This window comes from Thermithiobacillus tepidarius DSM 3134 (genome assembly GCF_000423825.1).
Classification (GTDB): domain Bacteria; phylum Pseudomonadota; class Gammaproteobacteria; order Acidithiobacillales; family Thermithiobacillaceae; genus Thermithiobacillus; species Thermithiobacillus tepidarius.
In genome coordinates this window covers 99,574-121,116 of record NZ_AUIS01000006.1, presented here as the reverse complement: position 1 = coordinate 121,116, position 21,543 = coordinate 99,574, and the positions used below count along the sequence as shown (strand labels likewise).

Below are 21,543 nucleotides of genomic sequence, written 5' to 3'. Positions count from 1 at the left end.
TGATGCGCATAGCGATAGGGGTGGAATACGACGGATCGGCCTTCTGCGGCTGGCAGCGCCAGCACGGCCAGCCGAGCGTGCAGGCGGCGGTGGAGGAGGCCCTGTCCCGCGTCGCCGACGCGCCCATTGAGGTGGTGGTGGCGGGGCGCACCGACACGGGCGTGCACGGCCTGGGACAGGTGGCGCATTTCGATACCGGGGCGCAACGCAGTGTCCATGCCTGGGTGATGGGCGCCAACGCCAATCTGCCCAAGGCGGTGAGCCTGCGCTGGGCCATGCCGGTGTCCGAGGACTTTCATGCCCGTTTTTCCGCCACCGGCCGCGCCTACCGCTATCTCATCCTGAACCGCCCCCAGCGTCCCGCCGTGCGTCGCCACTTCGTGAGCTGGGTGTACCCGCCGCTGGACGAGGCGCGCATGCAGGCGGCGGCGGAGCTGCTCATCGGCCGCCACGATTTCTCCGCCTTCCGCGCCAGCGCCTGCCAGGCCAAGCACCCCGTGCGCGAACTGCGCCGCCTGCAGGTGCGCCGCCAGGGCGAGCTGCTGGCCATCGATGCCGAGGCCAACGCCTTTCTGCATCACATGGTGCGCAACCTGGCCGGCGTCCTGATCGCCGTGGGCAGCGGCAAGCAGCCGCCCGCCTGGGCCCGCGAGGTGCTGGAAGGCCGGGACCGGCGCCTGGCCGGCGTTACCGCCCCGCCGGAGGGCCTGTATTTGACCGGCGTGACCTACCCGGCGCATTTCGGATTGCCGTGCCAGCCGGCGGAACCGTGGTGAGTGGCGGGCAAAGCAGGGAAGGGCGCTTCCACGCTTTTGGCGAAATTGTTGGCAGATTTTGCGCAGTTTGCGTTTATACTCGTCACTCGTGACGCATTGCTGGCTTACCCCTATGATTCGTGTGAAAATTTGCGGGATTACCCGGCCCGAGGACGCGCGGGCGGCCGCGGCGGCGGGGGCGGACGCCATCGGCCTGGTGTTCCACCCGGCCAGCCCGCGGGCCGTGAGCGTGGCGCAGGCGTGCGCGATCCTGGAGGCGTTGCCGCCTTTCGTGACCAGCGTCGGGCTTTTCGTGGACACCGCGCCGGAGGCGGTGGCCGGGGTGCTGGCCCGTTGCCCGCTGGACCTGCTGCAGTTCCACGGCGACGAGGCGCCGGCCTACTGTGGCGCTTTCGGACGGCCCTACATCAAGGCCATCCGCATGCGCGGGCCGCTGGACCTCGAGGCGCTGGCGCGAGCCTATCACGATGCGCGCGGACTGCTCCTGGACGCCTACGCGCCGGCGGCCGCGGGCGGCACGGGCCTGACCTTCGACTGGTCCTTGATCCCGGGTGGACTGGCCCGCCCGCTCGTGCTGGCCGGCGGACTGCATCCGGGCAATGTGGCCGAGGCGGTGCGCCGGGTGCGGCCCTATGCCCTGGACGTGAGCAGCGGGGTGGAGGCGGCGCCGGGCATCAAGGATGCCGCGCTGATCCAGGCCTTCGTGGCCAATGCGCGTCGCGCCGCGGAAGACGTTTGAGAGCCGCCGTGTGGCGGCACGGAATTCGTAGCAAGTGCTGAGGAAAGCGTAATGTCCAAATACGATATGCCCGATGCCCGCGGCCATTTCGGCCCCTACGGCGGCGTATTCGCGGCGGAAACCCTGATGGCGCCCCTGCAGGAGCTGACCCGCGCCTATGCGGCGGCGCAGGTGGATCCGGCCTTCCAGGCGGAATTGAAGGCGGATCTGGCCCAGTTCGTGGGTCGGCCCAACCCGCTCTACCACGCCGCGCGCCTGTCGCGGCAACTGGGCGGCGCGCAGATCTACCTGAAGCGCGAGGATCTCAACCACACCGGTGCCCACAAGATCAACAACACGGTGGGCCAGGCGCTGCTGGCGCGGCGCATGGGCAAGCGGCGCGTCATCGCCGAGACCGGCGCCGGCCAGCACGGCGTGGCCACCGCCACCGTGGCCGCGCGCTACGGCATGGAGTGCGTGGTCTACATGGGCGAGGAGGACGTGCGCCGCCAGTCCATCAACGTGTTCCGCATGCGCCTCCTGGGCGCCGAGGTGCGGCCGGTGTCGAGCGGCTCGCGCACCCTCAAGGATGCCCTGAACGAGGCCATGCGCGACTGGGTCACCAACGTGGACGACACCTTCTACATCATCGGCACCGTCGCCGGTCCCCATCCCTATCCCATGATGGTGCGCGACTTCCACAAGGTGATCGGCGAGGAGGCGCGGGCCCAGTGCGTGGAGCAGACCGGCCGTCTGCCGGACGTGTGCGTGGCCTGCGTGGGCGGCGGCAGCAATGCCATCGGCCTCTTTTATCCCTTCATCGAGGATGAGGGCGTGCGCCTGGTGGGCGTAGAGGCGGCGGGCAGCGGCGTGGCTTCGGGCAGGCACGCCGCGCCCTTGACCGCCGGGCGCCCGGGCGTGCTGCACGGCAACCGCACCTATCTCATGGAGGACGCCGACGGGCAGATCATCGAGACCCACTCCATCTCCGCCGGCCTGGACTATCCCGGCGTCGGGCCGGAGCATGCCTACCTGAAGGACATCGGCCGCGCCGAGTACGTGGCCATGACCGACGAGGAGGCGCTGGCGGCCTTCCACCTGCTGACCCGCACCGAGGGCATCATGCCCGCCCTGGAGACGGCCCATGCCCTGGCCTACGCCTTCCAGCTGGCGCCCACTCTGCGGCCCGAGCAGAGCATCGTGGTGAGCCTGTCCGGACGCGGCGACAAGGACATCCACACGGTCGCCGAATACATGGAGAAGCACAAGCAATGAGCCGCCTGAAGCACACTTTCGACCGGCTGCGGGCGAGCCGCCGCGCCGCCATGATCCCGTTTTTCACCGCCGGCGATCCGGAGCCGGGCGTGACGGTCCCCATGCTCCAGGCGTTGGCGGCCGCCGGCGCCGACATCATCGAGGTGGGCGTGCCCTTTTCCGATCCCATGGCGGACGGTCCCACCATCCAGCAGGCCAACGAGCGCGCCCTGCGCCACCACGTCAACCTGCGCCAGGTGCTGGGCGCCGTGGCGGCCTTCCGCCAGGGCGACCAGGACACGCCCGTGGTGCTGATGGGCTATCTCAATCCGGTCGAGGTGATGGGCTACGCCGCCTTCGCCGAAGCCGCCGCGCAGGCGGGCGTGGACGGCGTGATCACCGTGGACCTGCCGCCGGAAGAGGCGGATGACCTGGTGCGCGAGCTGCGCCAGCGCGACATCGATCCCATTTTCCTGCTGGCGCCCACCAGCAGCGAGGAGCGCATCCAACTGGTGGCGCAGCAGGCCAGCGGCTTCGTCTATTATGTCTCGATGCGCGGCGTGACCGGGGCGGGCGGCCTGGACACCGCCGCCGTCGCGGCCAAGCTGGAGGCGGTGCGCCGTCAAACGACGCTGCCGGTGGGCGTGGGTTTCGGCATCCAGGATGCCGAAACCGCCGCCGCCGTGGCCCGCATGGCCGACGCCGTGGTGGTGGGCAGCGCCGTGGTGAAGGAAATCGCCGCCGCCCGGGATGCCAACGACGCGGTGCGCCGGGCGAGCGCCCTGGTCAAGGGGCTGGCCGCCGCCGTGCATGGTGCGCGCGAGCCGTTGCAGGAGTCCGTATGAGCTGGTTCGAGAAGCTGTTGCCGCCCAAGATCAAGAAGGAAAAGGCCGCGGGCGAGGAAAAGGAAAGCAAGCGCGCCGTGCCGGAAGGGCTGTGGTCCAAGTGCCCGACCTGCCAGAGCGTGCTGTACCGCACCGAGTTGGAGGAAAACCTGGAGGTCTGCCCCAAGTGCGATCACCACCACCGCATCGGCGCGCGTCGCCGCCTGGATCTTTTCCTCGACCCGGAGCCGCGCCTGGAACTGGGGGCCAACTACGTGCCCGTGGATCCGCTGCGCTTTCGTGACCAGAAAAAATACAAGGACCGCCTGACCGCCGCCCAGAACAGCACGGGCGAGCGCGACGCCCTGGTGGCCATGCGCGGCCAGGTGAAGGGGGTGCCCGTGGTGGCAGCCGCCTTCGAATTCGGCTTCATGGGCGGCAGCATGGGATCGGTGGTCGGCGCGCGTTTCGTCAAGGCGGCCGAAACCGCCCTCGAATACCGCATTCCCCTGGTCTGCTTCAGCGCCAGCGGCGGCGCCCGCATGCAGGAGGCGCTGCTGTCGCTCATGCAGATGGCCAAGACCTCCGCGGTGCTGGAGCGCCTGGCCAAGGCGGGCGTGCCCTACATTTCCGTGCTGACCGATCCGACCATGGGCGGCGTGTCCGCCAGTCTGGCCATGCTGGGCGACATCCAGATCGCCGAGCCCAAGGCGCTCATCGGCTTCGCCGGCCCGCGGGTGATCGAGCAGACCATTCGGGAAAAGCTGCCCGAGGGCTTCCAGCGTTCCGAGTACCTCCTGGAGCACGGCGCCATCGACATGATCGTGGACCGGCGCCAGATGCGCGACACCATTGCCAGCCTGCTGGCGACCATGACCCACCAGCACGTTTCCAACGCCTGATGGACCCTGCTGCCTCCGTGTCGCCGCCGGGCGGCGCCGCTGGGCCTTTGGCTGCCTGGCTGGCCCGCCTGGAGGCGTTGCAGCCCGAGCGCATCGAGCTCGGGCTGGAGCGCGTGCGGACGGTGATGGCGGCCATGGCGCTGCCGGCGCGCCTGCCCATGCCGACCATCCTGGTGGCGGGCACCAATGGCAAGGGCTCGGCCGTCGCCTATCTGGAAGCCATCCTGGCGGCTGCCGGGCTGCGGGTGGGCGCGTACACCAGCCCGCACCTGTGGCGTTACAACGAGCGGGTGCGCATCGGCGGCCGGCCGGCAGCCGACGAAGTCCTGGTGGCCGCCTTCGAGGCGGTGGAAGCCGGCCGTCGCGAGGTGCCGCTGACCTACTTCGAATTCGGCACCCTGGCGGCGGTGCATGCCTTTCTGCAGGCGCGGGTGGAGGTGGCCGTGCTGGAGGTGGGCCTGGGCGGGCGGCTGGATGCGGTGAACGCCTTCACGCCGGACCTGAGCCTGATCATGCGCCTGGACGTGGACCACAGCGCCTGGCTCGGGCCCGACCGCGAGAGCATCGCCCGCGAGAAGGCCGGCATCTTCCGGCCGGGCGTGCCGGCGGTCTGCGCCGATCTCGACCCGCCCGCCGTCATCGGGGCGGAGGCGGCCAGGTTGGGAGTGCCGCTGTGGCAGGCGGGGCGGGACTTCCGGGCCGCGCCCATCGACGCGGCGCGCTGGGATTGGCTCGGACCGGACGGCGTGCTGCGCGGGCTGCCCATGCCCAGCCTGCGCGGCGGGCATCAGCTCCACAACGCGGCGGCCAGCATCGCCGCCCTGCGCGCGCAGCGGGTGCTGCCGCCGCTGCCCGAGGCGGCACTGCGGGAGGGCCTGCGTCGGGCCCGCGTGCCGGGCCGCTTTCAGCTGCTGCCGCCGCAACGGGATCAGGGACCGGCCTGGCTGCTGGACGTGGCCCACAACCCGGACGCGGCGCGGGCATTGGCGGCCGGCCTGCGCGAATGCGGCACCCGGGGACGGGTGCTGGCGGTGGTGGGCATGCTGGCCGACAAGGATCATCGAGCGACGCTGCGGCCCCTGCTGGACGAGGTGACGGCCTGGTTCTGCGCCAGCCTGCCGGGGCCGCGCGGCACCGATGCGGGCACCCTGGCCGGGGTGCTCGAGGACCTGGGTGCGCAGCGGGTGAGCGCCCATGCCGGCGTGATGGAGGCGCTGCAAGCCGCCGATGCCAGCGCCGGGCCGGAAGATCTTGTGCTGGTATTCGGATCGTTTCACACCGTGGCGGCCCTGCCGGAAGCGGTTGCCATGCGGAGTTTCCTGGAGGAGTGACGTGGACGAACGCAAGCGGGAAGACGTACTGAGCGACGAGTTGGACAACGCCTGGAGCGATGCGGACTACGAAGAAGTGTCCGGTGCCCGCCAGGGGCACCTCCATCGCATCATCATCGGCGGCGTGCTGGCCATTGTGGTGGTGCTGATCCTGGTTTTCATGTTCAGCGACCGCCAGCCGCCGGAGGTGCCGAAGGAAAAGGACGCGGTGCAGCTGAAGATTCCGCTGGAAGACGAGCCGGCTCCCGCCATGGCGGACAATGTGCCGGTGCTGGAACCGGTGACGCCGCCGGCTGCCGAGACCGGTCCGGTCTACCCGCCCAGCGACGAGCCGGTGGCGGCCGCGCCCGCCGGCCAGCAGTCCGCCATGGACGTCAAGGCCGCTGCGCCGGGCAAGCCGGCCCCGGTGGCGGTTGCGCCTGAGGCGCCGCCGGCTGAAACCCGGGTGAGTCCGCCCGTGCCGAAGCCCGCCGCACCCGCGGCGCCGGCGCCGCGGGCAGCCAGCCCGGCCGCGCCCCAAGGCCAGGATGAAGCTGCACGACAGGCGGAGCGCGAACAGGCCTTGCAGGCCAGACTGGCCCAGGAGCAGCAAGCGGCCAAGCCCGCTGGCCCCGAGGCCGCGCCGGCCGCCAAAACAGCGGTCGCGTCCCAGCCGCATCAACCCGCTGCCGCCAAGCCCGCGGCCAGCGCCGAGGCGGCGCGGCCGGAGCCGGCGCCGGGCCCCGGACCCTACGTGGTGCAGCTGGGTGCCTTCAAGACTCGCGCCAACGCCGATCACCTCGTCACCGAAATGAGCGGGACCGGCTTGGCGCTGCGGGTGGTGGAGGGCGGCGGCGTGTACAAGGTGCAAAGCCGCCCCTACGCCAACTACGAGCAGGCCAAACAGTTCCGCAGCGCGGTGCAGAGCAAGGCGCAGGTGGCCGCGATCATCGTGCCGGCCAAGTGACGACCGGCAGGGCCGCGAGGCAGGGGAGCGTTTGCGGCCGGCGCCCATTCTCTGTTGCAGCCGTATCTTTGGAGAGAAGACGTTGAGTTGGCAGTACGGAAGCCGGGCGCGGCGGGAGCGCGAAAATGGTGTGGTTTGATTGTCTGATTTTCGCCATCCTGCTGGTGTCCACGATCGTGGGCCTGCTGCGGGGCCTGGTGCGCGAAGTGTTCTCGCTCTTCCTGTGGCTGCTGGGCTTCGTGGTGGCCATCCACTACAGCCCGCCGGCAGCCCAGTTGCTCAAGCCCTTCATCGACACGCCCTCGCTGCGCATCGTGGCCGCCTTCCTGGCGCTCTTCCTGGTGACCGTGATCATCGGCAATCTCTTTGCCTTGCTGCTGCAGCAGATCCTGCACAAGGCCGGCCTATCCACCGTGGACCGCGCCCTGGGCGGCGGTTTCGGCCTGCTGCGCGCCGTGCTGCTGGCCGGCCTCCTGGTCCTGATCGCCCAGGCCACGCCCATGGCCAAGGACCCCTGGTGGCACAAATCCATGACCGTGCCGTGGTTCACCCCGGTGGCTTCCAAGTTGTATAATTATTTGCCCAAGTCGTTGTCTAAGTATTTGCGACCGAAATCACAGGCGGAGTCACATTGAACGCTTCCACTGCCCATCCTTTGAAGCCGCTTTCCTCCCTGCTGGACGATGACCACTTTCACGACGAGTGCGGCGTCGTCGGCATCTTCGAGCATCCCGAAGCCAGCAATCTCGCCTATCTCGGCCTCTACGCGCTGCAGCATCGCGGCCAGGAGGCGGCGGGCGTGGTGTCCACGGACGGCCAGGAGTTCTACAACCACCGCGGCATGGGCCGCGTCGCCGATGTCTTCAGCGCCAAGGACATCAAGCGGCTGAAGGGCAACCGCGCCATCGGCCACGTGCGTTACTCCACCACCGGCGACTCGGTGCTGCGCAACACCCAGCCGCTGGTCATCAACTACCGGCACGGCGCCCTGTCCCTGGCCCACAACGGCAACCTGGTGAATGCCCGCGAACTGCGCGAGGAACTGGAGCGTGCCGGCTCCATCTTCCACACGGACATGGATACCGAGGTCATCCTGCACTTGGCCGCCCGGGTGGACGGCAAGGACGCTGGCGAGCGCCTGGCCGCAGCCCTGAGCCAGGCCAAGGGCGCCTACTCCATCGTCGCGCTCACGGAGACCCGCCTGATCGGCGTGCGAGACCCCTTGGGCTTTCGGCCCCTGGTGCTGGGCCGGCTGGTGGAATCCGGCGGTTACGTGCTGGCTTCGGAGACCTGTGCCCTCGACCTGATCGGCGCCGAGTTCGTGCGCGACATCGAAGCCGGCGAAATGGTCATCATCTCCGAAAAAGGCATTGAATCCCGCCGCCCCTTTGCGCCCGTCGGCCGGCGCATGTGCGTCTTCGAATACATCTATTTCGCCCGGCCCGACAGCAATCTGGACGGCATCAACGTCTACAACGCGCGCAAGCGCATCGGCCATGAGCTGGCCAAGCTCTATCCCAAGGACGCGGACATCGTCGTGCCTGTGCCCGATTCGGGCGTGGCGGCGGCCATGGGCTACGCCGAGGCCACCGGCATTCCCTTCGAGCTGGGGCTGATCCGCAACCATTACGTGGGCCGCACCTTCATCCAGCCCGCCCAGTCGGTGCGCGACTTCGGCGTCAAGGTCAAGCTGAACGCCATGCCGTCGGTGCTCAAGGGCAAGCGCGTGGTGCTGGTGGACGATTCCATCGTGCGCGGCACCACCAGCGCCAAGATCGTCAACCTGGTGCGTGACGCCGGCGCCCGCGAGGTGCACTTCCTGGTCAGCTCGCCGCCGACCACTGGCCCCTGCCATTACGGCATCAACACCCCCGACCGCTCGCACCTGATCGCCGCTCAGCATTCGGAAGAGCAGATCCGCAAGCTGATCAATGCCGACTCGCTGGGCTACCTCACCATGGACGCCCTCTACCGGGCCATGGGCAGCCGCGAGACGGGATATTGCGATGCCTGCTTTTCCGGGGATTACCCCATCTTCAAGGAAATCGGTGCGGAGGAGCGCCAACTGCGGCTGATCAAGGAGGGTTGAGTGGACAACGACAACAATTGGGAGGACTGGCAACCGGATACGCTGGCCGTGCGCGCCGGCGTGCACACCACGCCCGAGGGTGAGCACAGCGAGCCCATCTTTCCCACCTCGTCCTACGTGTTCCAAAGCGCCGCCGAAGCGGCGGCGCGCTTCGCCGGCCAGCCCGGCAACGTCTACAGCCGCTACACCAATCCCACCGTGCGCGCCTTCGAGGAGCGGCTGGCGGCCTTGGAAGGCGCGGAAAGCTGCGTGGCCACCGGCTCCGGCATGGCCGCCTGCCTGGCCACCTTCATGGCCCTTTTGAAGGCGGGCGACCACGTGGTCGCCTCGCGCGCCATCTTCGGCACCACCGTCCAGCTCCTAAGCAACATTCTGGGCCGCTTCGGCCTGGAAACCACCTTCGTGGACCTGACGGACCTGGGCGCCTGGCGCGCCGCCATCCGCCCCAACACCCGCATGCTCTTCCTGGAAACGCCGAGCAACCCCATGACCGAGATCGGCGACCTGGCGGCGCTGGCCGCCATCGCCCACGAGGCCGGTGCCCGGCTGGTGGTGGACAACACCTTCTGCACGCCGGTCCTGCAGCGGCCTCTGGACTTTGGTGCCGACGTGGTCATCCAGTCCGCCACCAAGTACATCGACGGCCACGGCCGCTGCCTGGGCGGCGCCGTGCTCGGTTCCCGGGAGTTGATGGAGGGGCCGCGCGGCTTTCTGCGCACCGCCGGCCCGAGCATGAGCCCCTTCAACGCCTGGGTCTTCCTGAAGGGCCTGGAGACCTTGTCCCTGCGCATGGCCCGCCATAACGCCTCGGCCCAGGCACTGGCCGAATGGCTGGAGGCGCAGCCGCAGGTCAACCGGGTGTTCTATCCCGGCCTCGCCAGCCATCCGCAGCACGCATTGGCCCAGCGGCAGCAGAAGGGGCCCGGCGGCATCCTGTCCTTCGATCTCAAGGGCGGTCAGCCGGCGGCGTGGGCGTTCCTGGACGCCCTCCGGATCTGCTCCCTGACCGCCAATCTCGGCGACGCCAAGACCACGGTCACCCATGCCGCCAGCACCACCCACAGCCGGGTCAGTCCCGAGGCCCGCGCCGCTGCCGGCATTACCGACGGCCTGGTGCGCATCAGCGTGGGGCTGGAGGACGTGGAGGACCTGCGGCAGGACCTCGCCCGCGGCCTGGCAGCCATCGGCACCTGAACGGGCGAGGCGTGCCGGCTCGGTCGAAGGCCGGCTAGGCATGGCCGCCGTTCGTGGTCTATTACTCCTAATAGAGGAACCACTTTTCTCCGCAGGAGGAGCGACCATGGCCGAGAGATACAAAGTGCTGCGCTCTGGCACGCTGGACAAGGGCATCAGCTTTTACCGGTTTTCCCAGGAGCTTCCCAAGATCGTGACGCCGGACAGTCCGGCCATCGACGTGATGACGGACCTGAAGCGCGTCACCGCCGTGACCATCGCGCCGGACGTGCCCATCGACGCGGCGCTGCAGAAGATGATCCATGCCGAGGTGCGCATGCTGCTGGTCACCGACCAAAAGCACGAGGTGGTCGGCCTCATTACCGCGCGCGACCTCATGGGCGAAAAGCCGGTGCACTTCGCCTCCCAGGAGCGCCTGCCGCGCGAGCGCATCCTGGTGGAGCACATCATGACGCCGCAGCCCGACATTCAGGTGCTGCACATGGAGGATGTGCTGCATAGCCGCGTGGGGGACATCATCATGACCCTGCGCGAGGCCGGGCGCCAGCACGCCTTGGTGGTGGAGCCCGACGGTCTGGACAAGAGCCAGGTGATCCGCGGCATCTTCTCCACCACGCAGATCGGCCGGCAGCTCGGGATGGAGATCCAGCCCACCGGCATCGTGCAGAATTTCGCCCAGTTGGAAGCCGTGCTAAACCACTAGCCCACCAGGACCGGCCTGCGGTGCCGTCCCTGGTGGGGTGCCGCAGGAGCCGGGCAGTTTGACCTCCCTCAGATCTTGATCCATGAGCGAATCCCTCTTCGAGCAGGCGCTCGGTGCATTGTTGACCGCCGATCCCGCGCAGAAATGCGCCCGTACCCAGGCCCTGTGGGCGCAGTGGACGGCCGGCGCCTTGTCCCTGGCCGGCGGCGGCGAGATTGCGCCCCTGCCGGCGCCGGGCCGCCCGGCCCGCCCGCCGCTGGTGCCGCCCAAGGAACTGCCCAAGCGCAACCGGCTGCACACGCCCGCGGGCCGCGCCGTGCTGCTGCATGCCTTGGCCCACATCGAGTTCAACGCCGTCAACCTGGCCCTGGACGCGGTTTACCGCTTCCGGGACCTGCCGCGCGACTACTATCACGATTGGCTGAACGTGGCACGGGAGGAGGCCCGACACTTCGAGCTGCTGCGCGACCACATCCGCGGTCTGGAGGCCGATTACGGCGACTTCCCCGCCCATGACGGCCTGTGGCAGATGGCGGTGGACACGGCCCATGATCCCTTGGTGCGCATGGCCCTGGTGCCGCGCGTGCTGGAAGCCCGCGGCCTGGACGTGACGCCAGGCCTGATCGAACGCCTGGAGGCCGCCGGCGACCCGCAAGCCGCCGCCATCCTGCGCCTCATCCGCCGCGATGAAATCGGCCACGTGGCCGTGGGCACGCGCTGGTTCCACTATCTCTGCGCGCAACGCGGGTTGGAGCCGGTGGGCACCTTTTTCGCGCTGGTGGAGCAGTATATGAAGGGGCGGCTGAAGGGGCCGTTCAATCTGGAGGATCGGGTGCAGGCGGGGTTTCTGGCGGCGGAGCTGGAGCAGTTGCGGAGTTTGGGGTAGGGGACGTTGCCAGCGGGCTTGTGGGCGGGGTGCCGTTGAAGGGCGGGTGCTTGGGTGGGCTTGCTCCAGCCCCACCGGGTTGAGGGTTGGAGCGGGCTGGCGCCCGCGGGTAGTTGGGTGTCGGGGGTTGCCGGCGGCAACCTGCTTTGCCGCTCTCTGCGTTCGCTCTCGCTGTGCTCGCGAAACTCCCCTTGGTCGTTTTGCCGCTCTCTGCGTTCGCTCTCGCTGCGCTCGCGAAACTCCCGCTGGTTGTTTTGCCGTTCGCTGCGCTCACGCTCGCCTGCGGCTCGCGAAACGGCGAAGGCAACCCAGAGCCCCGCTGCCGCCGCCGGCCGTAGGAGCGAGCTGGCTCGCGATCCACTATGCCGCCAGGCCAGCCACCGCGGGCCAGCTCGCTCCTACAGCCTGGGATGCCGGCACGCCTGGCTTGGCGCGGCATCGCAGCCGCCCGGAACACCCTCTCCCTGGGGAGAGGCAGGGTGAGGGCTGATATGGCTGGCGCCCCGGCGGCACCCCCCGGACCGCGCTGCCGCCGCCAGCCGTAGGAGCGGGCTGGCCCGCGATTCCGTGGCGGCCATGCAGTCGATCGCGAGCCAGCTCGCTCCTACAGTCCTGTGAACCCACGAGGTCCACGTGCTGCCGAGGGCGGGCCGGAGGGTGCAAGGCGCATGTCTCCCCTGGACCCGGGGAGCTATATGGCCTTGCGCTTCAGCCTTCGGCCGCCAGCATCTGCACTTCCTCCTCCAGCGCCAGCCAGCCTTCCTCCAACTCGCCGTAGCGCGCCTGCAGGGTGGCGCGCTGGGCGTTGAGGGTCTGGAATTTTTCCGGGTCCGGCTGCTGATAGAGCAGGGGGTCGGCCAGCAGCGCGTCCAGCCGCGCCAGTTCCCCTTCCAGCACGGCCATTTCTGCCTCCAGCTTGCCCTGTTTCTGCCGCACCTGCTTGAGATTGGCGCCGGGGCCGCGCTTGGGCGCGGTGAGCTTGTCGGGTTTCGGGGCGCTGGCGCGGGCAGCGCGGGCGGCGAGCCACTGGCGGTAGTCGTCCAGGTCACCATCGAAAGCCGCCGCCTGGCCGTCGGCAACCAGCAGGAGCTGGTCGGCGCAGGCGCGGGTCAGGTTGCGATCGTGGGAGACCAGCACCATGGCCCCGGCGTAGTCCTGCAGGGCCAAGGTCAGGGCGTCGCGCATGTCCAGATCCAAATGGTTGGTGGGCTCGTCCAGGAGCAGCAGGTGCGGCCGCTGCCAAGCCAAGCCGGCCAGCACCAGACGACTTTTTTCGCCGCCGGAGAAGCCGCCCACCGGGCGGTCCATCTCGTGGCCGCCGAAGCCGAAGCGGCCGAGGAAGTTGCGCAGGCTCTGGGCATCGGTTTCGGGGTCCAGGCGCTGCATGTGCTGCAGGGGCGTGGCCGCCAGGTCCAACTGCTCCAGTTGATGCTGGGCGAAGTAGCCGATGCGCACGCCCGGGGTGAGCTGGCGCGTGCCCTGGGTCGGCTGCAGTTCGCCGGCCAGCAGGCGGATCAGGGTGGACTTGCCGGTGCCGTTGGGGCCGAGCAGGGCGAGGCGGTCGCCCGGGCGCAGGGTCAGGTTCAGGCCGCGGAACAAAGGCCGCTCGCCGAAGGCGAAGGCGGCCTGCTCCAGTTTGAGCAGGATCTGCGGCGGGCGTTCCGGGCTGGGCAGCTCCAGGCTGTAGCCGTCCGCCACCTGCACCTTGGCCACCCGTTCCATGCGCGCCAGGGCCTTGAGGCGGCTTTGCGCCTGGCGGGCCTTGCTGGCCTTGGCGCGGAAGCGGGCGACGAAGTGCTCCAGTTCGGCGATGCGCGCCTGCTGCTGCTCGTAAAGAACCTGCTGCTGAGCGGCGCGCTCCGCCCGGCGCGTTTCGAAGGCGTCGTAGTCGCCGGGGTAGAGGGTGATCTGGCCTTGGTCGATGTGGCCGATGCGGTCCACCACCGCGTTCAGGAACTCGCGGTCGTGAGAGACCAGAATGAGGCTGCCGGGATAACGGGCCAGGTATTGCTCCAGCCAGAGGATGGCTTCTAGGTCAAGGTGGTTGGTGGGTTCGTCCAGGAGCAGGAGGTCGGCACGGCGCATGAGCGCCCGGGCCAGGTTGAGGCGCATGCGCCAGCCGCCGCTGAAGCTGTTGACCGGGGCCTGCATCTGCTCGGGTGCGAAGCCCAGGCCGGCCAAAAGCTGGGCGGCGCGGGCCGAGGCGCCGTAGCCGTCGATGGCCTCGAAGCGGCTCTGGGCCTGGAAGTAGGCCGCATCGTGCCGCTCCTGTCCGAGCACGGCCTCCAGCTCGCGCAGCTCGAGGTCGCCGTCCAGCACGAAATCCAGGGCCGGGCGCGCCGAAGTGTCGATCTCCTGGGCCACGCTCGCCATGGTGATGCCGGTGTGCAGACTGATGTCGCCGCCGTCCGGCTGCGCTTCGCCGCGGATCAGGCGCAACAGGGTGGATTTGCCGCAGCCGTTGACGCCCACGAGGCCCAGGCGCTGACCGTGGAAGAGCTGCAGGGAGGCGCCGCGGAAGAGCTGCCGGGCGCCCTGGTGGTAGGAGAGGTTTTGAATGTTCAACATGATCCGGCAAATTGTATTATGTTAGAACCCGTCGCATAAGTGCCTTTGTGGCCTCATGCGGTGTTGTGGGGGCGGCGTGGCCGCAGCAATCGCGAGCCAGCTCGCTCCTGCGGCCGTGCGCCGAATCCCACTGGTGGGAGCAAGCTGGCGCGCGCTGGACGCCGGACCCGCGCTTGGCCTGCGCGTCCCATCCGCTCTCATGCGCGGGTTCCGGCAGCAAGCACACGAACGAGCGCCGCGCCACGCACGCGGCGGTAGACAGCACAAGACCACAGGGGTTCCCATGCGCAGCAGCCTGGCCGACAGTGTCGCCCGCCGCGAGTTTTTCGGCTGGGCCATGTACGACTTCGCCAATTCCGGCTACACCACGGTGGTCATCACCGCCGTCTTCAATGCCTACTTCGTCGGCGTGGTGGCCGCGGGCCAGCCCTGGGCGACCCTGGCCTGGACCTCGGCCCTGTCGGTCTCCTATGCCTTGGCCATGCTGCTCTCGCCCCTGGTGGGCGCCTACGCGGATGCCCATGCGGCCAAGAAGCGCCTGCTGGCCTGGACCACGGCGGCCTGCGTGCTGTTCACCGCCACCCTCTACGGCGTCGGGCCCGGCGACGTGGCGCTGGGGGTGCTGCTCCTGATCCTCTCCAACGTGGCCTACAGCCTCGGCGAAACCCTGGTCGCCGCCTTCCTGCCCGAGCTGGCGCGCGGCGAGGCGGTCGGCAGGGTGTCCGGCTGGGGCTGGAGTCTCGGCTACTTCGGCGGCCTGCTCACTCTGGGCGCCTGCCTGGCCTACGTGCAGTTCGCCCAGAGCCATGGGGCGACGGCGGCCGAGTTCGTGCCGGCGACCATGCTGATCACCGCCGCCGTCTTCGCCCTGGCGAGCCTGCCCACCTTTCTCTTCCTGCGCGAGCGCGCGCTGCCGCAGGCGCACCCGCACGGCGTCTGGCGCACCGCCTTCGGGCGGCTCGGCCAGACCCTGCACCACGTGCGCCGCTACCAGGATCTGTTCCGCTTTCTGCTGAGCGTGGTGTTCTACTCGGCGGGCATTCAAGCGGTGATCGTGCTGGCGGCGGTCTACGCCCAGGAGGCCATGGGCTTCAGCACCCAGGACAGCATCAAGCTCATTCTGGTGGTGAACGTCACCGCCGCCCTCGGCGCCTTCTTCCTCGGGCACGTGCAGGACCGTCTGGGCCACCGGCCCACCCTGAGCCTGACCCTGCTGGGCTGGCTCGTGATGATCTATCTGGCCTACACGGCCGACACGCCGCAGCGCTTCTGGCTGGCGGCCAACGTGGCCGGGTTGTGCCTCGGCGCCAGCCAGTCCATCGGCCGGGCGCTGGTGGGCCTGCTGAGCCCCGCCAGCCGGCGCGCCGAGTTCTTCGGTCTGTGGGGCCTGGCGGTGCGCCTGTCCGCCATCCTGGGGCCGATGACCTACGGCCTGCTCACCTGGCTGACCCACAACGATCACCGCTTGGCGCTGCTGCTGACCGGCGGCTATTTCCTGGCCGGCCTGGTGCTGCTGTGGTGGGTGAACATCCCGCGCGGGCTGCGAGCGGCAGTGGCGGCGGAGGAGGCTTGGCGCCATGCCTGAAACCGCGCGCGTGACCAAACCGCGCCACGCGGTCTACCGCTGGACCGGCCTGGGCGGGGTGCCGCCCCATGACCGGCCCGCCGCCTACGCCTGGGAGCGGCGCCTGCACTGGCCCATGGTGCTGGCGGCCTTGCTGGCCCTGCCGGCCTTCTACTTCGAGGCGGTGCTGGGCGGCGATTACCGGGATCTGGGGCGGGCCCTGTCCCTGCTCATCCTGACCGCCTTCAGCATCGAGCTCCTGATCATGCTGGCGGTCACGCGCCAGCGCCTGCGCTATCTGCTGTGGAACTGGCTGAGTCTCTTCATCGTCGTCGCGTCCGCGGGCTACATCTTCGGCTGGTACACAGGGGAAATCCCCTATCTGGTGCCGGCGTTGCGCCTGATTGTGGTGGTCCTCTTCATCGCGCGGATCTTCGGCGCGCTGCGGACCATCTTTTCCCCCACGGGCGTGGTCATCCTCCTGGGTCTGGGCGGCGCCCTCCTGGGTGTGGCGGGCGTCGGTTTCTACTGGCTCGAGCCGACGGTGCATTCCTATGCCGAAGGCCTGTGGCTGGCCTTCACCACCGGGGCCACGGTCGGCTACGGCGACATGGTGCCCACCACGCCGGCGGCCCGCATCTTCGCCGTGCTCATCGTGCTGCTGGGCTATGCGCTGCTGTCCATGCTGTCGGCCAGCGTCGTCGCGCTGGTGGTGGGGGAGGACGAGCAGGCCCTGCGCCGGGAGATGCACCGCGACATCCAGCACCTGCGCCGGGAGCTGGCGGCGCTGCGCGCGGACATGGCGGCCCGCGGCCTGCTGGATGGCGCCGGCGCGCACCAGGACCAGAGCGATGATGGCAAGGGCGAGCCCGAGCTTCCAGGCAACCCGATCCGCTGAAATCCGCAAAAAGTGATCCCTCCCAAGCCGTACCTTGTTCGCGCCGGTTGAACCGGAGCAGCCCGGCGCCGGTCAATGCCATTAAGTCGGATGCTTTCCGGCTGCCGGGCCGATAAGCTGAGTCTCGAGAGGCCCGCATCCAGGTGCGGACGCATCCGGCATGTCTCTTTCGAAGTTCCCGCAACAGACGAGACCACCATGGACAGTGACGATCTCATGCGTTTGGCCCGGCGCCTGCAACTGGCGACCCGGGAGCGGGTGCAGCCCCTGCGCTGGCGGCCCGCGGCGGACATCTACCGGACCCGCGAGGGCTGGCTGGTCAAGATCGAGCTGGCGGGGGTGCGCAGCGAGGAAATCGAACTCAAGGTCAGCGGCCGCTGGCTGACGGTGCGCGGCCGGCGCTACGACATGGCGCTGGTGGAAGGCTGCGAGCACTACTCGCTGGAGATCGCCTACAGCCATTTCGAACGTTCGATCGAGCTGCCCTGCGCCTTGGAGCAGGCCCGGGCCGTCACCCAGTACCGCGACGGCATGCTGTTGGTGCGCATCATCACGGAGGGTTCCCAGACATGAATCAAAGTGAAGATTTGCTCACCCTGCCCGTCTTTCCCATGCGGAACAGCGTGCTGTTCCCCTTCGTGCTCAGTCCCTTCTCGGCCGGCCGGCCGAGCTCCATTGCCGCCCTCGACGCCAGCCTGGCCCGCGAGGACAAGCTCGTGGCCGTGGTCGCGCAGCGCGATGCCACGGTGGAGCAGCCGGACCGCGACACCCTGTACGGCCTCGGCACCATGGCCGTGGTCAAGCGCATGGTCCGCTCCGAGGAAACCATGGAGGTGATCCTGCACGGCGTGGAGCGTATTGAGCTGATCGACATCGAGCAGACGCAGCCCTTCCTGCGCGCCCGCTTCCGGCCGGTGCCGGTGACCCTGGAAAAAAACGCCGAGGCCGAGGCCCTGCAGCGCGAGCTGATCCGCCTGGCGGCCGAGTACCAGTCGCTGGCGCAGCCGGTGCAGGAGCTGGACATCCGCCAGATTGTGGCGCAGATCCAGGAGCCCATGCACCTGGTCTATCTTTTGGGCACCATGCTGGGACTCGACCTGGAGAAGGCGCAGGCGCTCCTGGAGGCATCGACCCAGCTGCAGGCCATGCGGCTGCTGCACCGCTACCTGCTGGACGAGCGGCAGATCCAGCAGTTGCGCCAGGAGATCGCCGGCCAGGCGGCGTCGGAGATGAACCGCCAGCAGCGCGAGTACCTGCTGCGCCAGCAGCTGCGCGCCATCCAGCAGGAGTTGGGCGAAAAGAATCCCGAGGAGGCCGAGGTCGCCAGCCTGCGCGGCCGCCTGGACGAGGCCAAGCTGCCCGACCCGGTGCGCAAGGAGGCCGAGCAGGAGCTGACGCGGCTGGAGCGCACGCCGGCCGCCTCGCCCGAGCATCAGGTGGCGCGCACCCACCTGGAATTGGTGCTGGACCTGCCCTGGGACGAGACCACCGAGGACAAGCTGGACTTGGCCCGGGCCCGACAGGTGCTCGACGAGGACCACTACGACCTGCAGGAGATCAAGGAGCGCATCCTCGAGCACCTGGCGGTGATGAAGCTCAACCCCACGGCCAAGGCCCCGATCCTGTGCTTCGTCGGCCCGCCCGGGGTGGGCAAGACCTCGCTCGGCGTGTCCATCGCCCGGGCGTTGGGACGCAAGTTCGAGCGCTTCAGCCTGGGCGGGCTGCACGACGAGGCCGAGCTGCGCGGCCACCGGCGCACCTACATCGGCGCCATGCCCGGCCGCGTCATCCAGGCCATCCGCCGCGCCGGGGTGAAAAACCCGCTGCTGATGCTCGACGAGATCGACAAGCTCGGGCGCGATTTCCGCGGCGATCCCGCCTCCGCCCTGCTGGAGATCCTCGACCCGGCACAGAACTACGAGTTCCACGACAATTATCTGGATCTGCCCTTCGATCTCTCCAAGGTGTTCTTCATCACCACCGCCAATACCCTGGACACCATTCCCGGGCCCCTGCTGGACCGCATGGAGATCCTGCGCCTGAGCGGCTACAGCGACGAGGAAAAGCTGGAAATCGCCCGCCGCTACCTGCTCGAGCGCCAGCGCCGGCAGGCCGGCCTGAGCGCCGAACAGTTCGCCCTGTCCGACGACACCCTGCTGGCCGTCATCAACCGCTACACCCGAGAGGCGGGCGTGCGCGAGCTGGAGCGCATGCTCGGGCGCCTGGCGCGCAAGGTGGCGCTGCAGATCGCCGAAGGCGGCGCACCGCAAGCGATCACGCCCGAGATGCTGCCCGAATTGCTGGGCCCGCCGCGCTTTTTCATGGAGCAGGCGCGCAAGGAGCTGCCGCCCGGCGTGGCCACCGGCCTGGCCTGGACCGAGGCCGGCGGCGACGTGCTCTACATCGAGGCCCTGCTGCTGCCCGAGGGCGAAAGGCTCCTGCTGACCGGCCAGCTCGGCAATGTCATGCAGGAATCGGCCAAGGCGGCGCAGAGCTACATCATCTCCCACGGCCAGGCGCTGGGCATCGCGAAGCCGAAGGCGGGGGTGCACATCCATGTCCCCGCCGGCGCCATCCCCAAGGACGGCCCTTCCGCCGGCGTCACCATGGCCACGGCCATCGCCTCGCTCTACAGCGGCCGGCCGGTGCGCAGCGACACCGCCATGACCGGCGAGATCACCCTGACCGGCCTCGTGCTGCCGGTCGGCGGCATCAAGGAAAAAGTCCTGGCGGCGCGCCGCGCCGGCCTCCGCCGCGTCATCCTGCCGGCCCAGAACGAGAAGGACCTCGGCAAGCTGCCGGAGTCGGTGCGCGGCGAGATGGAGTTCGTGTTTGCGCAGCGGATCGAGGAGGTGCTGCGGGCGGCGATTCCGGGGCTGGCGTGAGTGGGTGGTGGTTTGGCTTGATGTTCCGGTGTTTGTCGGGCGGAGCTGGCGAAACCCAACAGGTTTGAGGATAGGAGCGGGCCGGCTCGCTCCTGGGCGCTGCGCGCGTTATTCGCCGGCCCGGTGCTGCCTGGTGTGGCACCGCGCCCGCCCGGAATCCCCGCTCCCGCCGAGAGCGGGAAGGGGGCGCGCCGCGGTGGCTGGTTGATCGTGCTCCTCGACCTGTTGTAGGAGCGAGCTGGCTCGCGATCCACCGTGCCGATCGCCCCTACATCGCGAGCCAGCTCGCTCCGACAGTCCATGACCAGCGCTGCCGGGCATCGGTGGCACGGCACGCCCTGCATACCCTCAGCGGCCAGGGAAAGGGTGCTTGGGGGCGGCTGGGCGGTGCTGCGGGTCAGAACAGGGTGCGCGACAGCAGGGTCCGGTACTTGCTCACCAGCTCGCCCTGGTTGCCGAGGATGTTGAAGACTTTCAGCAGGGTCTTGCGGCCGAGGTCGTCGCCGTAGGCGCGGTGGTCGCGGACCATTTCGATCAGTTGCGCCATGGCGCTGTCGAAGTCGCCCCGAAGGACCAGGCGGGCGGCGAGCTGGTAGAGGGCTTGGGCGCGGGCATCGCCGTTGGCGGTCGCGATGGTCCGGCGCAGGCTGTCGTCGTCGGCCGCCTGGGCGGCGATCTGACCGAACTCCAGGACTGCGGCGATGGCTTCGACCTCGGGCTCCATGCGGAACGCCGGGTGCATGGCTTCGATCATGGCCGCGCTGTCCGGATAGCGGCCGCTTTCCAGATAAAGGCGCGCCAAATCCAGGCGCACCCGGTCGTTCTGCGGGTCCACCTCCAGGGCGCTTTTCAGCTTGGCTTCCGCCTGGGCATCCTGGCCGGCGCGGCGCAGCAGGTCCGCTTCGGCGCGCAGCCGGTCGCCCTCGGAGGGAATGATGCGGTCCAGGAATTGGCGTACGCCGGCCTCCGGCAGCGCACCGGTGAACTCGTCCACCACCCGGCCGCCGACGAACGCCTTGACGGCGGGAATGCCGCGCACGCCGTACTTGATGGACAGTTCCTGGTTCTCATCCGAGTTGATCTTGGCCAGGAGGAATTTGCCGCCGTACTCGTCGGCCAGCTTTTCCAGGATCGGGCCCAGGGCGCGGCAGGGGCCGCACCAGGGCGCCCAGAAATCCACCAGCACCGGCCGCTGCTGGGATTCCGCCAGGACCATCTGTTCGAAATTGGCGAGATTGACGTCTTGCACATGCGGGCTGTTGGCCATGCTACACTCCGTACTATCTTGTTATAAGAAGACAAGAAAATTTTAATGCAATATGAGGGCAGCCGGCCCTCAAGACAAGTCCCGCAGGCCTGACACGGAGTTTGCGATGGAAGGGACCGCCTGGATCGACCGCCTGGCCGCGTCGGATGTGGTCTTGCTGGATGACTTTCTCGGTACCGATGCGTCCGCAGCCGTGCGCGCCGAGATGCAGGACATCTTCGCCGCCGGCCTGGGGCGTCCGGCGCGGGTCGGGCGCGGGGAAGGGGAGAGCTATCTTCCCGACACCCGCCGCGACCTCATCCACTGGTTCGATGACGTGGCGCAGCCGCCGGCCATTGCCGGCTTCCTGGCCCGCATGGAGGCGCTGCGCCAGACCCTCAACCGGGAGGCTTTCCTGGGCCTGCGCCGCCTGGAATGCCATGCTGCCTACTACGGTCCTGGCGCTTTCTACAAGGCCCATCTGGACGCCTTCGCCGACGGCAGCAATCGCCTGATCACCTTCGTGTACTTTCTGAATCCCGGCTGGGGGCCGGCGCATGGCGGGCAGTTGCAGCTTCTGGGCCCGCACGCGTGCGTCATCGAGCCGCGCATGGACCGGCTGGTGCTCTTCAAGAGCCGCGAGGTGCTGCACGAAGTGCTGCCCAGCCATGCCGACCGCTACACTTTGACAGGCTGGATGTACGGCGTGGACGAGGAGCGGCGCCGGCGGGGCGGGGTGCTGGGCGACCTGTCGTGATC

At 69.0% G+C, this 21,543-nt stretch carries 19 protein-coding genes; 17 read left to right on the top strand and 2 right to left on the bottom strand.

Annotated elements, in window-relative coordinates; all coding sequences use genetic code 11:
• The first annotated feature begins 2 nt into the window (after positions 1–2).
• The 12 genes from truA (at position 3) to G579_RS0104225 (ending at position 11,623) form a co-directional block, all read left to right on the top strand.
• Positions 3–776: a tRNA pseudouridine(38-40) synthase TruA gene (truA, locus tag G579_RS0104280; protein ID WP_028989189.1), complete on the top strand. Its 774-nt coding sequence runs from the start codon at positions 3–5 to the stop codon at positions 774–776.
• A 112-nt stretch (positions 777–888) separates the two neighbouring features.
• Positions 889–1,515: a phosphoribosylanthranilate isomerase gene (locus G579_RS0104275; RefSeq protein ID WP_028989188.1), complete on the top strand. Its 627-nt coding sequence runs from the start codon at positions 889–891 to the stop codon at positions 1,513–1,515.
• Positions 1,516–1,566: 51 nt separating this feature from the next.
• Positions 1,567–2,769 (top strand): tryptophan synthase subunit beta, encoded by a 1,203-nt coding sequence (trpB, locus tag G579_RS0104270; protein WP_028989187.1) that lies wholly within the window; start codon positions 1,567–1,569, stop codon positions 2,767–2,769.
• Positions 2,766–3,593: a tryptophan synthase subunit alpha gene (gene trpA, locus G579_RS0104265; protein ID WP_028989186.1), complete on the top strand. Its 828-nt coding sequence runs from the start codon at positions 2,766–2,768 to the stop codon at positions 3,591–3,593. Before trpB ends, trpA begins: the two co-directional genes overlap by 4 nt.
• Positions 3,590–4,474, top strand: a complete 885-nt coding sequence (gene accD, locus G579_RS0104260; protein ID WP_028989185.1) for an acetyl-CoA carboxylase, carboxyltransferase subunit beta — start codon at positions 3,590–3,592, stop codon at positions 4,472–4,474. The genes trpA and accD overlap by 4 nt, the downstream gene beginning before the upstream one ends.
• Positions 4,474–5,805: a bifunctional tetrahydrofolate synthase/dihydrofolate synthase gene (folC, locus tag G579_RS0104255; RefSeq protein WP_051180823.1), complete on the top strand. Its 1,332-nt coding sequence runs from the start codon at positions 4,474–4,476 to the stop codon at positions 5,803–5,805. Before accD ends, folC begins: the two co-directional genes overlap by 1 nt.
• 1 nt (position 5,806) lies before the next feature.
• Complete coding sequence (locus G579_RS18115; protein ID WP_051180822.1) at positions 5,807–6,751, top strand: SPOR domain-containing protein; 945 nt, start codon at positions 5,807–5,809, stop codon at positions 6,749–6,751.
• A gap of 125 nt (positions 6,752–6,876) precedes the next feature.
• On the top strand, positions 6,877–7,386 hold the full coding sequence (locus G579_RS0104245) for a CvpA family protein (RefSeq protein WP_028989183.1): 510 nt from the start codon (positions 6,877–6,879) through the stop codon (positions 7,384–7,386).
• Positions 7,383–8,840 (top strand): amidophosphoribosyltransferase, encoded by a 1,458-nt coding sequence (purF, locus tag G579_RS0104240; RefSeq protein ID WP_230973787.1) that lies wholly within the window; start codon positions 7,383–7,385, stop codon positions 8,838–8,840. Before G579_RS0104245 ends, purF begins: the two co-directional genes overlap by 4 nt.
• The gene (locus G579_RS0104235) at positions 8,841–10,034 is read left to right on the top strand and encodes an O-succinylhomoserine sulfhydrylase (protein WP_028989181.1); all 1,194 of its coding nucleotides are present in this window, start codon (positions 8,841–8,843) and stop codon (positions 10,032–10,034) included. It begins immediately after the preceding gene.
• Positions 10,035–10,140: 106 nt separating this feature from the next.
• Positions 10,141–10,737, top strand: a complete 597-nt coding sequence (locus G579_RS0104230) for a CBS domain-containing protein (RefSeq protein WP_028989180.1) — start codon at positions 10,141–10,143, stop codon at positions 10,735–10,737.
• A gap of 82 nt (positions 10,738–10,819) precedes the next feature.
• Complete coding sequence (locus tag G579_RS0104225) at positions 10,820–11,623, top strand: ferritin-like domain-containing protein (RefSeq protein WP_028989179.1); 804 nt, start codon at positions 10,820–10,822, stop codon at positions 11,621–11,623.
• A gap of 708 nt (positions 11,624–12,331) precedes the next feature.
• Here the strand turns inward: G579_RS0104225 and G579_RS0104220 are convergent.
• Positions 12,332–14,191 (bottom strand): ABC-F family ATP-binding cassette domain-containing protein, encoded by a 1,860-nt coding sequence (locus G579_RS0104220; protein ID WP_028989178.1) that lies wholly within the window; start codon positions 14,189–14,191, stop codon positions 12,332–12,334.
• Between the two features lie 283 nt (positions 14,192–14,474).
• Here G579_RS0104220 and G579_RS0104215 point away from each other — a divergent pair, with 283 nt between their 5' ends.
• The 4 genes from G579_RS0104215 to lon all read left to right on the top strand — a co-directional run bounded on the left by G579_RS0104215 (position 14,475) and on the right by lon (position 19,538).
• Positions 14,475–15,776, top strand: a complete 1,302-nt coding sequence (locus G579_RS0104215) for an MFS transporter (RefSeq protein WP_028989177.1) — start codon at positions 14,475–14,477, stop codon at positions 15,774–15,776.
• The gene (locus G579_RS18550) at positions 15,769–16,653 is read left to right on the top strand and encodes a potassium channel family protein (RefSeq protein WP_211218649.1); all 885 of its coding nucleotides are present in this window, start codon (positions 15,769–15,771) and stop codon (positions 16,651–16,653) included. The genes G579_RS0104215 and G579_RS18550 overlap by 8 nt, the downstream gene beginning before the upstream one ends.
• Positions 16,654–16,851: 198 nt before the next feature.
• Positions 16,852–17,226, top strand: coding sequence for an Hsp20/alpha crystallin family protein (locus tag G579_RS0104205; protein ID WP_028989175.1), 375 nt, complete (start codon positions 16,852–16,854; stop codon positions 17,224–17,226).
• On the top strand, positions 17,223–19,538 hold the full coding sequence (gene lon / locus G579_RS0104200) for an endopeptidase La (protein ID WP_038018089.1): 2,316 nt from the start codon (positions 17,223–17,225) through the stop codon (positions 19,536–19,538). Before G579_RS0104205 ends, lon begins: the two co-directional genes overlap by 4 nt.
• Before the next feature lie 397 nt (positions 19,539–19,935).
• On the opposite strand, the gene G579_RS0104195 is transcribed toward lon, so the two are convergent.
• Positions 19,936–20,805: a tetratricopeptide repeat protein gene (locus tag G579_RS0104195; protein WP_028989173.1), complete on the bottom strand. Its 870-nt coding sequence runs from the start codon at positions 20,803–20,805 to the stop codon at positions 19,936–19,938.
• Between the two features lie 106 nt (positions 20,806–20,911).
• Between G579_RS0104195 and G579_RS15785 the strand changes: the two genes are divergently transcribed.
• Positions 20,912–21,541, top strand: a complete 630-nt coding sequence (locus G579_RS15785) for a 2OG-Fe(II) oxygenase (RefSeq protein ID WP_051180821.1) — start codon at positions 20,912–20,914, stop codon at positions 21,539–21,541.
• The last annotated feature ends 2 nt before the right edge of the window (positions 21,542–21,543 follow it).